The 12,611-nt window shown below is 31.2% G+C and carries 12 protein-coding genes; 7 read left to right on the forward strand and 5 right to left on the reverse strand.

What is annotated here, in order from left to right; genetic code table 11:
• Positions 1 to 20 precede the first annotated feature (20 nt).
• The 3 genes from OD91_RS11735 to OD91_RS11750 all read right to left on the reverse strand — a co-directional run bounded on the left by OD91_RS11735 (position 21) and on the right by OD91_RS11750 (position 2,409).
• Positions 21 to 842 (reverse strand): cell envelope biogenesis protein OmpA, encoded by an 822-nt coding sequence (locus OD91_RS11735; RefSeq protein WP_144896575.1) that lies wholly within the window; start codon positions 840 to 842, stop codon positions 21 to 23.
• Positions 843 to 1,199 carry a hypothetical protein gene (locus OD91_RS11740; RefSeq protein WP_144896576.1) on the reverse strand — a complete coding sequence of 119 codons (357 nt, stop codon included), beginning with the start codon at positions 1,197 to 1,199 and terminating at the stop codon, positions 843 to 845.
• A 145-nt stretch (positions 1,200 to 1,344) separates the two neighbouring features.
• Positions 1,345 to 2,409, reverse strand: coding sequence for a T9SS type A sorting domain-containing protein (locus tag OD91_RS11750; protein ID WP_144896577.1), 1,065 nt, complete (start codon positions 2,407 to 2,409; stop codon positions 1,345 to 1,347).
• Between the two features lie 147 nt (positions 2,410 to 2,556).
• Between OD91_RS11750 and OD91_RS11755 the strand changes: the two genes are divergently transcribed.
• The 3 genes from OD91_RS11755 to OD91_RS11765 all read left to right on the forward strand — a co-directional run bounded on the left by OD91_RS11755 (position 2,557) and on the right by OD91_RS11765 (position 6,461).
• Positions 2,557 to 3,018 carry a (2Fe-2S)-binding protein gene (locus OD91_RS11755; RefSeq protein WP_144896578.1) on the forward strand — a complete coding sequence of 154 codons (462 nt, stop codon included), beginning with the start codon at positions 2,557 to 2,559 and terminating at the stop codon, positions 3,016 to 3,018.
• Positions 3,015 to 5,216, forward strand: a complete 2,202-nt coding sequence (locus tag OD91_RS11760) for a xanthine dehydrogenase family protein molybdopterin-binding subunit (protein WP_144896579.1) — start codon at positions 3,015 to 3,017, stop codon at positions 5,214 to 5,216. Before OD91_RS11755 ends, OD91_RS11760 begins: the two co-directional genes overlap by 4 nt.
• 78 nt (positions 5,217 to 5,294) lie before the next feature.
• Positions 5,295 to 6,461 carry a DUF418 domain-containing protein gene (locus OD91_RS11765; RefSeq protein WP_144896580.1) on the forward strand — a complete coding sequence of 389 codons (1,167 nt, stop codon included), beginning with the start codon at positions 5,295 to 5,297 and terminating at the stop codon, positions 6,459 to 6,461.
• A 120-nt stretch (positions 6,462 to 6,581) separates the two neighbouring features.
• Here OD91_RS11765 and OD91_RS11770 read toward each other — a convergent pair whose 3' ends face one another.
• Entirely contained in the window at positions 6,582 to 8,210 is a 1,629-nt protein-coding gene (locus OD91_RS11770) for a SulP family inorganic anion transporter (RefSeq protein WP_144896581.1), read from the reverse strand.
• 183 nt (positions 8,211 to 8,393) lie between these two features.
• Between OD91_RS11770 and pyrE the strand changes: the two genes are divergently transcribed.
• Together pyrE and OD91_RS11780 are read left to right on the forward strand one after the other, a co-directional pair.
• The gene (pyrE, locus tag OD91_RS11775) at positions 8,394 to 9,035 is read left to right on the forward strand and encodes an orotate phosphoribosyltransferase (protein WP_144896967.1); all 642 of its coding nucleotides are present in this window, start codon (positions 8,394 to 8,396) and stop codon (positions 9,033 to 9,035) included.
• 12 nt (positions 9,036 to 9,047) lie between these two features.
• On the forward strand, positions 9,048 to 9,440 hold the full coding sequence (locus OD91_RS11780) for an SRPBCC family protein (RefSeq protein WP_144896582.1): 393 nt from the start codon (positions 9,048 to 9,050) through the stop codon (positions 9,438 to 9,440).
• Here OD91_RS11780 and OD91_RS11785 read toward each other — a convergent pair.
• The gene (locus OD91_RS11785; RefSeq protein ID WP_144896583.1) at positions 9,433 to 10,164 is read right to left on the reverse strand and encodes a biotin--[acetyl-CoA-carboxylase] ligase; all 732 of its coding nucleotides are present in this window, start codon (positions 10,162 to 10,164) and stop codon (positions 9,433 to 9,435) included. The genes OD91_RS11780 and OD91_RS11785 overlap by 8 nt on opposite strands.
• An 85-nt stretch (positions 10,165 to 10,249) precedes the next feature.
• Between OD91_RS11785 and rsfS the strand changes: the two genes are divergently transcribed.
• Together rsfS and ftsH are read left to right on the forward strand one after the other, a co-directional pair.
• Positions 10,250 to 10,621, forward strand: a complete 372-nt coding sequence (gene rsfS, locus OD91_RS11790) for a ribosome silencing factor (RefSeq protein ID WP_144896584.1) — start codon at positions 10,250 to 10,252, stop codon at positions 10,619 to 10,621.
• 21 nt (positions 10,622 to 10,642) lie between these two features.
• The gene (gene ftsH / locus OD91_RS11795) at positions 10,643 to 12,610 is read left to right on the forward strand and encodes an ATP-dependent zinc metalloprotease FtsH (protein WP_144896585.1); all 1,968 of its coding nucleotides are present in this window, start codon (positions 10,643 to 10,645) and stop codon (positions 12,608 to 12,610) included.
• Position 12,611 lies beyond the last annotated feature (1 nt).

Consider the following 12,611-nt stretch of genomic DNA (forward strand, 5'->3'; position numbering starts at 1 on the left):
ATAGTTACTAAATGTAGTAATTATTTATTGTTAATTAAACTTTCTTCTATTAAACTATTTAATTTAGTTTCATCAGATAAAAAAGAACGATCTCTTAAAATGATTTCTGCTAAACTATTAATGTCATCAGAAAGTTTGTTTTTAAATCCAGGGGTTAATATACCAGAACTTGCAATTGCAATGTATATCGATTTAAAATTATGTATGGTTAATTGAAATGTTTCAAATTTAATATCTTCTAAGTTTTGTCCTTCTTTAGAAAAAGCATCTTCAGCAAATGATTTAATTGCTGTTAACATGCCAGAAACCATATCTTTATCAGCAATATTACCTCTAGAATAACTTCCCGCTAATAAGCCAGAATCTTTTTCTATAATAAATATCTCTTCTAAGATAGGCTCAAATACATCTTGTAAAATTTCATCACCTTGATTAACATTTTTATCATTTCTGAAAAAACGTTTTATTTTTTCTTTAAAAGAAAAGGACTCTTTTATTTTTTGATTGATGCTATCTGATAAGTCAGCAATTTCTTTAACAATAAATTTCTTGATTAATTTACCCATAATAGGGTACAGGGCTTCTACAACTTCGTCTTGAGAATCTCTAATTTGAATTTTAATAGTTTCGGTAATCGTATCTCCAAAATATTCTGGGAAATTTTCACGAAGATCTTCTATTTTTTCATCTACAAGAGGAGAAACACGTCCAGAAAATTTCTCTTGAACTAAAACCTCTTCTTTTAAGGTGTTAAAGTTTTCTCTTTCATCTTGTAATAAAAGGTCCTTGAGAATTTCAAAACGTTTGTCAATAATATCTTTATTGTCAATAGTTTTTTTCATTTATCCCTGTAACGTAAGAGCTATTTTTTCTAATGCTTTTCCTAGTTTTCTTCTGTCTGCTTTAGTATCGTCTAATTTTTCAAGTCTTTTGTCAAGGTCTTTGGTAAGTGCGTCAAACCTACTTTCCATAAGGTTTTGTAGATCTGCTAACTTTTTCTCAATACTTTGAGTAGTTTGATGAAGATTGCTTTCTGTTTCTTTTCTAAGAGCTTCAATTTTTGAGTTAACATCATTAAATTGTTCGTCGTATTGTTGAATATTTTCCGAAAATATTAAATCTCTTACTGCAGCTATTCTACTATCAACCGAGTTATTAGCAACTGCTCCATTCTGTGGTGTAGAAATATTTTTCCCCATTTAATTATCGTTTTAGTTTTTATTAAGGTATCATTACAAATATACATTAAAATAAATGTTATATCAAGTAACAAAAAAACTAAACATAATTAAGCAGTAATTTTATATGCTAGAATTATAAAAGAGAAATTTAAAATGATTTTATTTAGTTGATGATTATTGTGTTTCTACTTACAATTTTTTGATCCACTTTAAAGATAAAATAATACATACCTTTATTTAGATTTGAAACATCAATTGAATCTTTTATGGTTGATTTTTTTACTAAAATTAATTTTCCCATAACATCAAAAATATTGATTGAGTTAAAGGGGTGCTCATTTGTTTCTTTAATGAAAAGCCTTTTTTTAACTGGGTTAGGGTACGTTTTAATAGTCTGAGTGTTTTGTGATAATTCTTCTATTGATAAAGGAGAAACTTGCTCAATACTAAAATCTGCAAACAATACTTCTTCATCCCTTAAATCAGCAACGTTTAATAAACTTCTATAAATTCCCCATTTTGGTCTAACAAATTCGGCTCCATTTTGCCAATTTATTGTATTGTTGTTACTGTATTCAAAAACAGTATTTTGGTTATCGACTCTTTTAATTATTAACGAGTAATTTTTATTTGAGCCATAACTAATGTCTTCAGTAATTTCTACCCAAGTCCCTTTTAATAATGATAAATCTACTTTCTTTATGGTACTTTGACTGTTAGTATTTGTATATCTTAACTCTAACTTATCAGGATTCCCTTTTCTTGCAGTTAATGTATACATAGGTATTGAAGAATAATCACCACCTACAGATTTTAATTGATGCAAATGAGTAAAGTTAGGAGAAGCTTGAAAATCTTTATCAACTTTCATTTTCCATTTGTAAATTACACGCTCGCCAACAACACCTAATAAATTTTCTGGACTTTTATCATAAGCTTTTATTTCATTCCGTTGTCTATCAAATTTCTGACAACGGTCATTATCATTCTCAGTATGAATGATAAATCTGAAAACATGTTTATTTAAATCTGCGTCAAAAATTTCATCAATATGCCTTCCAAAACTAACGTGATTACAATCTGGTACTTCAACCACATTATAATTTGGTGCTAAAACCGAATTGATTAATTCGTATGTATTTCCTTCTCCATCAGCAGTTAATGTAACTTGAGAAAACGAAGAATAACTAAGCATTAATAATAAATAAAGAACTTTTTTTTGTGACATAAATTAAAATATAAATTGGTTAACCAATTTTTAGTCCTCAAAAATACTAAATAATATTTTTAAGTATTTGATTTTAAAATTTAATTAACATCAATTTTAAAAGAATTTTCAAAAAAGTTGTAAATTGAAAGCATTAAAACTACAAATGTGCAAGAAATAACAATCAACGGAAAAAGTCATCGTGTAGATGCTCCAGACGACATGCCATTATTATGGGCTATTAGAGATATAGTTGGACTAACGGGAACAAAATTTGGATGTGGTGTAAGCCAATGCGGAGCTTGTTCTGTTTTAGTAGACGGAAACTTAACACGCTCTTGTAGCATTCCAGTTTCCTACGCAGCAGGCAAAGAAATATTTACTATCGAAGGAAGTTCAGAAAATTTAGAACATCTTAGAGAAGCGTGGAATGATGGAAATGTTCCACAATGTGGCTATTGTCAATCTGGGCAATTAATTGCTGCTACCGCTTTATTAGATAAAAATTCGAATCCTACAGACGAAGATATTGACAAAGCAATGAGTGGAAATATTTGTAGATGCGGAACCTATACGCGTATCAGAAAAGCAATTCATAAAGCAGCAGCACTTAAAAACAATCCATCATGAAAACAAACTATAATTTAGATCGAAGAAGTTTTGTTAAAATACTTGGTTTAACCTCTGGTGGATTAATCTTAGGTTGTAATGTTTCTAGCGATAAAAAAGAAATAAAAAGAATAGATGATGGGACGTCTTTTGAACCCAATTTATTTGTGCATTTAAAAAAGGACGGAAGTCTGTTATTAGTTGCTTCACGTTCGGAAATGGGACAAGGAATACGAACTTCTTTAGCTTCAGCAATTGCTGATGAAATGGAAGCCGATTGGAAATATGTTTCTTTAGAACAAGCAACAGGTGACGAAAAATACGGGAATCAAAATACAGATGGTTCTAGAAGTGTAAGAACGATGCTTGAGCCTATGCGAACCATGGGAGCTATGGCAAAAATGATGTTGATCTCGGCTGCGGCTACAAAATGGGGTGTAGAAACATCTGTTTGTAAAGCAGAAAATCATTTTGTAGTAAATTCAGTTAATAAAAAGAAAATTTTCTTTGGTGATTTGGTTGATGATGCCATGAAATTAGAAGTTCCTTCAGCTGAAGATGTTACATTAAAAGAAGTAAAAGACTTTAAATATATCGGTAAAAAATTAAAAAGTGTCGATTTAAAAGATTTCACACATGGAACTGCTAATTATGGAATTGATATCCGAATTCCTAATATGAAGTTTGCAGCCATTGCACGTTGTCCAGTAACTTTTGGAACTGTAAAAAGTTATAAAAAAGAAGATACTATGGCAATTGCTGGTGTAGAAAATGTAGTTGAAATGGAACGTGTAGAAAGACCTTTCGGAATGTTAGGTGGTGTTGCCGTTGTTGCAGGAAATACATGGTCTGCCATACAAGGAAAACGTGCGTTAGAAATTGAATGGAACAAAGGAGATAATGCATCGTTTAATTCAGAGAGTTTTCAGAAAAAAATAACGGATCGAGTTCATAAAAAAGCAAAAGTAATCCCTGGAGGAAAAGGTAATATAAATACAGCGTTTAAAAAAGCAGCAGAAACTGTAGAAGTTACGTATCATGTACCACATTTAGTACATGCGCCAATGGAAGTGCCGAATGCAACAGCGTGGTTTCATGATGGAATTTGTGAAGTTTGGGCGCCGTCTCAAGATCCACAAACGGCAAGGGCAGAAGCCGCAGAATATTTAGGGATTGATAAAGAGAATGTAACAATTAACGTTACTTTTTTAGGAGGTGGTTTCGGAAGGAAATCAAAACCAGATTATATTGTTGAAGCAGTTGCATTATCAAAAAAAATAAATGCACCCGTTCAAGTTGTTTGGACAAGAGAAGATGATATCAAACACAGTTATTATCATGCAACTAGTGCGCAATATTTTAAAGGTGCGTTAAATGATAAAGGAAATGTTACAGGTTGGTTTCAGCGAATTGCGTTGCCATCTATTGTGTCAACCTTTAAACCAATGTCTGATTATGCCTCTGGTTTTGAATTAAGTGCTTTTACAAATGACACCTACCAAGTTGATAATTTTAGAACAGAAAGTGCCAAGGCAGAAGCGCATGTTAGAATTGGTTGGTTGCGTTCTGTGGTACATATTCACAGTGGTTTTGGTATCAATTCTTTTGTAGATGAATTGGCGGCGAAAGCAAATAAAGATCCGCTACAATTTCAGTTAGATTTAATGGGGAATGATAGAGTTTCTAAAGGAAAATCTCCGCATCCATTTGAGTCTAAACGATTAAAAAATGTATTACAAACTGTTGCTAAAAAAGCCAATTGGGGAAGAAAATTACCCGAAGATCATGGTTTAGGACTTGCTGTACATTATAGTTTTTACAGTTATGTTTCCAGTGTGGTAGAGGTCTCTGTGAAGAATGATAAAGTAAAAGTAGAAAATGTTTGGTCTGCGATAGATTGTGGTTTGGTCTTAAATAAAGATAATGTTATCAATCAATTAGAGGGCGCTGCAATATTTGGAATGTCGATTGCTTTGCATGGAAAAATAACCGCAAAAGATGGTGCAGTTGAGCAAAATAATTTCTTTGATTATCAAATGACACGAATGAAAGACGCACCAAATATTGATGTTACTGTAATTGATAATATGGAAACCGAACCTACCGGGGTTGGAGAGCCAGGTGTGCCACCAATTGCCCCAGCAATTTGCAATGCTATTTTTAATGCTACTGGTAAAAGAATTCGTTCTTTACCATTAAGTGATCATGGGTTGGTGTAAAGAAAAAAATAAATTGCTAATTTTTGATGAAAATTGTTAAATAATGTTTGGTAACAAAAATAAAATTACTCAAATATTATGAATATAAAAGATACCATTAGGCTACATAATGTTGACGCATTAAGAGGTTTGGCTATTATCTCTATTATGTTACTTCATAATTTAGAGCATTTCGACGTGTATCATTTACCAAAGAATTTACCAATTTGGATGGTTCAGTTCGATAAGATTATATGGGATGGTTTATTCTTTCTGTTTGCTGGGAAATCGTATGCTATTTTTGCCTTACTTTTTGGGTTAACCTTTCAAATTCAATATGATAATCAAGAAAAAAAAGGAAGTAGTTTTAACTCTATATTTGCGTGGAGATTGATTTTACTATTTGGCTTTGGCATTATAAATTCTGCTTTTTTTCAAGGAGATATTCTTACTCTTTATGCAGTATTTGGTTTTTGCTTAATACCTTTTTCTAGAGTTTCTAATAAGTTAGTTTTTGCTGTAATAATTGTCTTGCTATTACAACCTTTAGAGGTGCTAAATTTAGTTCAAGCAATTAAAAATCCAAATGCAGTGGTTTCTAATCCTGAATCTTGGGCGTATTTTGGTAAAATGAATGAGTATATTAAAGGAGATTCATTCATAAATACTGTTTATGGGAATTTAACTAATGGAAAAATTGGGGTATTAAGATGGAGTTATGAAAATGGTCGGTTTTTTTATATTCCAGCGTTGTTTTTATTAGGGATGTTAGGGGGTAGAAAAAAGGTTTTCTCATTAACGACTAAGAACAAAATATTTTGGAAAAAAGCATTGATTATTTCTTCAATATTATTTGTTCCTTTATTTATTTTTCAAAAAAACATAGACACTTTTATTGAAAGTAAAGCCATTCAACAACCCGTTAAAGTTATTGAATCTGCATGGACTAATCTAGTTTTTATGATTGTTATTGTTTCTGGTTTTACCTTACTGTTTCATAATAAAGTATTTAAAAAAATATTAAATGTTTTATCGCCGATTGGTAAAATGAGCCTTACTTGTTATATAATGCAGTCTGTTTCAGGATCAATTATTTACTATGGATTTGGTTTAGGATTTTATCAGTTTACGGGTGCAACATACAGTTTGTTAATCGGTCTTTTTCTATCTGTTTTAATGTGGAGTTTTTCGTCTTGGTGGATGAAGCATCATAGAAGAGGTCCTCTAGAAGCATTATGGCATAAAGTAACTTGGATGTTTAAATAAACAGAATAGCATAAAAGATATAGTAAGCTGTATTAAAGGTTTTACTTAAGAAGTACTTGTTGAACAAAAGAAAAACTCTTGTTATTTCACACGAACTTTATTCAGTATGTTACAAATTCCCTAAAACTTATATTCTCCCAAACCTTTAGGGAATGCTTCTGGATTTTCTGCTAAATGATAACGAGGGTCATCAACATCTTCTATAATAATATCGTGAAATTTATCACTTGCTTTATACATTAGGACTTTACAGTCTTCGCTAAGGTGTTTTAGTTTAATAGTTTTGTTTTCTGCTTGGTATTTTTCTACCAATACAAATAGAGCCTCTAAAGCAGAATGGTCAGAGATTCGAGCTTCAATAAAGTCAATTTCTACTTTATCTGGGTCGTTTTTAGCATCAAACTTATCATTGAATGCAGAGATACTTCCAAAGAATAAAGGTCCCCAAATCTCATATACTTTAGTTCCGTCTTCTTTAATACGTTTTCTAGCTCTAATACGTTTCGCATTTTCCCAAGAAAAGACCAATGCAGAAACTATTACACCAGCAATTACTGCAATAGCTAAATCAAAGATTACGGTTAATGAAGAAACTAAAATCAGTACAAATAAATCTGTCTTAGGTATTTTATTCATAATTCTAAAACTAGACCAAGCAAACGTCCCAATTACCACCATAAACATAACACCTACTAAAGCTGCAATAGGTACTTGTTCTATATAAGAAGAGGCAAAGAGGATAAATAATAATAACATTACTGCAGCTGTAATTCCAGACAAACGTCCACGTCCGCCACCTTTTATGTTAATTATGGATTGTCCAATCATGGCGCAACCACCCATTCCGCCAAATAAACCTGTAATAACATTTGCGCCACCTTGTGCGATACATTCACGGTTAGAATTACCACGTGTTTCTGTTAAATCGTCAATTAAATTTAAGGTCATTAAAGATTCAATTAAACCAATTGCGGCTAGAATTAATGCATACGGAAAGATGAATTTTAAGGTTGCAAAATTCAACGGAATTTTAGAAAATGTTTCTAAAACAGGAACTGGAAATCCGCCTTTTAAACCTTCGCCACCACCATCTCTAATAAAAGAACCAACAGTTGCAACATCCAAATTTGAGAAAATTACAATGGCAGAAACAACTAAAATAGCAATTAATGCTTCAGGTAATTTCTTGGTAGCTTTTAGTTTTGGTAACCCCCACATCATTAGCATGGTTAAACCAACTAAACCAATCATATACCATAAACTATTTCCTTCTAGCCAAACTTTCTCACCGTTTACAGTTTGTTTAAACATCCCTAATTGAGATAAGAAAATTACAATTGCTAAACCGTTTACAAAGCCCATCATTACTGGGTGTGGAATTAATCGTACAAATTTACCTAGCTTAAAAACTCCAGCTAACATTTGTATAACTCCCATTAAAATTACAGTAAGAAAAAGAAAGTATAAGCCTAAGTTTTCATCAGGACTTCCCATTGCATTTCCTTCCGCAACTAAAGAAACCATTACAACCGCTAGGGCGCCAGTTGCTCCAGAAATCATACCTGGTCTTCCACCAAAAATAGAAGTAATTAAACCTATCATAAAAGCAGCATACAAACCTACTAAAGGGTCTACGCCAGCAACAAATGCAAATGCCACAGCTTCTGGAACCAATGCTAATGCAACTGTAATTCCTGATAAAACATCATTTCTAACGTTTTTTACTCTTTTTCTGATAAATTCAGTCATAACTTACTATTGTTTCTTAAAGTTGGCAAAGATATAAGTTTCAATAGAATGGAACTATGATTAAAACATATTTCTATATTGTGCTTTTTTAAAAAATAGGATCATAAAAATATATTGATTTTCTTAAGAATTGATTCAGATTATTGGTTTGTCATTTACAAAAACTTTATACATTTGTGGAATATGGTTTTAGATAAAGACATTTCAAAAAAAACAGCAGAATTATTGCTGAAAATAAAGGCGATTAAATTAAGTCCAAACGAACCTTTTACTTGGGCGTCTGGATGGAAATCACCAATTTATTGCGATAATAGAATTACACTTTCATATCCATCGGTTCGTAATTTTTTACGAATAGAAATTGCAAAAATTGTTGATAAAGAATATGGTAAGCCAGATGTAATTGCTGGTGTTGCAACAGGAGCAATTGCTATTGGGGTTTTAATTGCCGAAGAATTAGGCATACCTTTTGTGTATGTTAGACCAGAACCTAAAAAGCATGGTAGAAAAAACCAGATTGAAGGCTATTTAGAAAAAGGTCAGAATGTAGTGGTTATAGAAGACTTAATAAGTACAGGAAATAGTAGTTTGCATGCGGTAGATGCTTTAAAAGAAGCAGGAGCAGTGGTTAAAGGAATGGTTGCTATTTTTTCTTATGGATTTGATGTTGCTGCTGAAAACTTTAAAAATAAAAATGTTAGATTAACAACTTTAAGTGATTATCAAAACTTATTGGAGTTAGCTTCAGAAAATAGCTATATTTCTGATGAAGAAATGGTTGCTTTAAAAGAGTGGAGAAAAAACCCAAATATTTGGAAACAATAAATATCGAATAAAATGAATATTGAAGGAAAAAAAGTATCAGTAAAAAAATCTGGAAAAGACTTGTATGAGTATTTTTCTGACTTGTCTAATTTTGAAGGTTTAATGCCAGAAAACACTCAAAAATTTGAGGTTGATAAAGAATCTTTTTTGTTTCAATTGAAAGGAATGCCAGAAATTAGGTTGATTTTAAAAGAAAAAACCCCGTATTCTAACATTACTTTAGGTGCTGCAAGTAGTAAATTACCTTTTACATTAGCTGCTGATATAGATGAGGTTTCTGACAATGAAAGTGAAGTGCAATTAAAATTTGTTGGAGATTTTAACCCTATGATGGCAATGATGATTAAAAAGCCATTAACGAAGTTTATTGATACTTTGTCTGAAAACTTAGAGAATTTTAAATAAACGTAATCTCTTTAATTTCAAATTCTTTTATAGAATCATCTTCTAGCTGAACACATAATTTTCCCGTTTTAGAAATATCTTTAACAATACCCATAAATTGATTGTTGTTTTGATCTTTAAACATACTTGGCGTGTTTATTCTGTATAAAACCTTCAAATAATTTTCTTTCAAAATTTGAAAATCATCACTAATTAAAATATTGATTTGATGTTTTATTTCAAGTAGAATTTCATTTAGTAATTCATCAAGATTGAGTTCTTTTTTTAAAATTTTTGTTAAAGAAGTTGCTTTAGAAAGATCGTTTGAAAATTTTTGCTGATTTACGTTTAAGCCAATTCCAATAATAGTTGAATCAATTTTGTCAGTTTTAAGAGTGTTTTCTATTAAAATACCACATAACTTTTTGTTTGCTGACAGAATGTCGTTTGGCCACTTTATTGAAAGTTTAGGAATTTTATAGTTGTTTAATGTATTGAAAATAGCCAATGAAACTGCGAAATTTAGGTAAGACTGCTGGTCGATTTTTAAATCGTTAAATTTCACAAAGACACTAAATAATAGGTTCTTTCCTGCTTCAGATTGCCAAGTAGCACCCATTTGTCCACGCCCTTCTAATTGGTTTTTTGTAACAACACATGTGTAGTTTTTTAGGGCAGAAGTTTGAGATAATTCTTTTAAAAAAGAATTAGTAGAGTTGGTGGCACTAAGTTTGATTATTTTCAACTGTTAAATAAACTGTAAACTAGTTCAATAATACATAAATTAGTCACAAAAAAATAATAACTTTGCTAAAACTTAAAAAAATTTAATGGCAGAAAAAAAAGTAACTGCAGATGAGTTAATATCTGTAATAATTAAAGGGATTGATGAAGTAAAAGGTGAAAATATCCAACTGTTAGATTTAAGAGAAATAGACAATACCGTAACAGATTATTTTATAATTTGTTCTGGTAATTCTAATACACAAGTTAATGCCATTTCTGGTTCGGTACAAAAAGCTGTGAGTAAAGAACTAAAAGACAAACCTTGGCACATAGAAGGATTAGTGAATTCTGAATGGATTTTAATGGATTATGTGAACGTAGTAGTTCATGTTTTTCAAAAACACATTAGAGATTTTTATGATCTAGAGAGTCTGTGGGGCGATGCAAAAATTACCGAAATAAATACAGTTTCCTAAAAATTTAGAAACAACAACTACATGAGTACGAATAAGAAAGATAATAAATCAAATATCCCTAAATTTAAGTTTAACGCTTATTGGATTTACGGAGCAATTTTTGTTGCGTTAATCGGGATTCAATTTTTTAGTAGCGGAGATTTAGCTTCAAAAAACATTTCTAAAAATGAATTTTATGAAGTGTTGAATGAAAACGATATTTCTAAAATTTTAGTGATTAATAATAATGTCGCTCAAATTTTTATTAAGGAAGAATCTATTGAAAAAGAACGTTTTAAGAAACAAGTAAAATCACCTTTCTATAGAAAAGGATCGCCATTGTTTGAATATAATTTTGGAGATTTACAAAATTTTGAAAATAAAATAGAAACTGCTAAACAATTAAATTCTTTAGATTTTGATTTAAAAAATGAAAATCAAACAAGTATGTTTGATACGATAATTGGCTTTTTACCTTTTATCATTTTAATTGGAATCTGGTTGTTTTTTATGAAAAGAATGTCTGGCGGCGGAAGTGGTGCTGGAGGTGGCGGACAAATTTTTAGCATCGGAAAATCTAAAGCTAAATTATTTGATAAAGACACCAAAGTAAAAACATCGTTTAAAGATGTTGCTGGTTTAGAAGGCGCAAAAGAAGAAGTTCAAGAAATAGTAGATTTCTTAAAACATCCAGAAAAATACACCTCTTTAGGAGGTAAAATACCAAAAGGAGCATTATTAGTAGGACCTCCTGGAACAGGAAAAACCTTATTAGCAAAAGCTGTTGCAGGTGAAGCAGATGTGCCGTTTTTCTCTTTATCTGGATCAGATTTCGTAGAAATGTTTGTTGGTGTTGGAGCGTCTAGAGTTAGAGATTTATTTAAACAAGCACAGCAAAAATCACCTTCAATTATTTTTATTGATGAAATTGATGCAATAGGTAGAGCTCGTGGAAAAAATAGCATGACAGGTGGAAATGATGAACGTGAAAATACATTGAATCAATTACTGACAGAAATGGATGGTTTTGGTACAGATACCAACGTAATTGTTTTAGCAGCAACCAATAGAGCAGATGTTTTAGATAGTGCGTTAATGCGTGCAGGTAGATTTGATCGTCAGATTTATGTGGATTTACCAGATATTAAAGAAAGAAAAGAAATTTTTGAAGTGCATATTAAGCCTTTAAAATTAGCTGATGATGTAAATGTTGAATTTTTAGCGCAACAGACTCCTGGTTTTTCTGGAGCTGATATTGCTAATATGTGTAATGAGTCTGCTTTAATAGCTGCGAGACATAATAAAAAATCAATTCATCATCAAGATTTCTTGGATGCGGTTGATAGAATTGTTGGTGGTTTAGAAAAGAAAAATAAAGTAATCACTCCAAAAGAAAAAGAAGTAATTGCTTTTCATGAGGCAGGTCACGCAACGGTAAGTTGGATGTTAGAGCATGCAGCACCATTGGTGAAAGTTACCATTGTTCCAAGAGGGCAATCTTTAGGAGCAGCTTGGTATTTACCAGCAGAAAGAATGATTGTTCAAACAGAACAAATGTTGGATGAAATGTGTGCTACTTTAGGAGGTAGAGCAGCAGAGAAAATTATTTTCGATAAGATTTCTACTGGTGCTTTAAGCGATTTAGAAAAGGTGACTAAGCAAGCAAGAGCGATGGTTACGGTTTATGGATTAAATGATGAAGTAGGTAATATTACATATTATGACTCTTCTGGTAATGATGCTTTTGTAAAGCCTTATAGTGAAGAAACTGCAAAGAAAATTGACAAAGAAATTTCTAAAATGATTGAAGCTCAATATCAGAGAGCTATTGAATTGTTATCAAACAACAAAGAAAAATTATCTATTTTAGCCAAGTTATTGTTAGAAAAAGAGGTTATTTTTAAAGATGATTTAGAGAAAATTTTCGGAAAAAGACCTTTTGATAAAGAAGAAAAGATTGAAGAAGTAAAAGAAACACCTCAAGTAGAAGAAAGTACAGAGGAAAAATAAA

The organism is Lutibacter sp. Hel_I_33_5 (genome assembly GCF_007827455.1).
Lineage (GTDB): Bacteria > Bacteroidota > Bacteroidia > Flavobacteriales > Flavobacteriaceae > Polaribacter.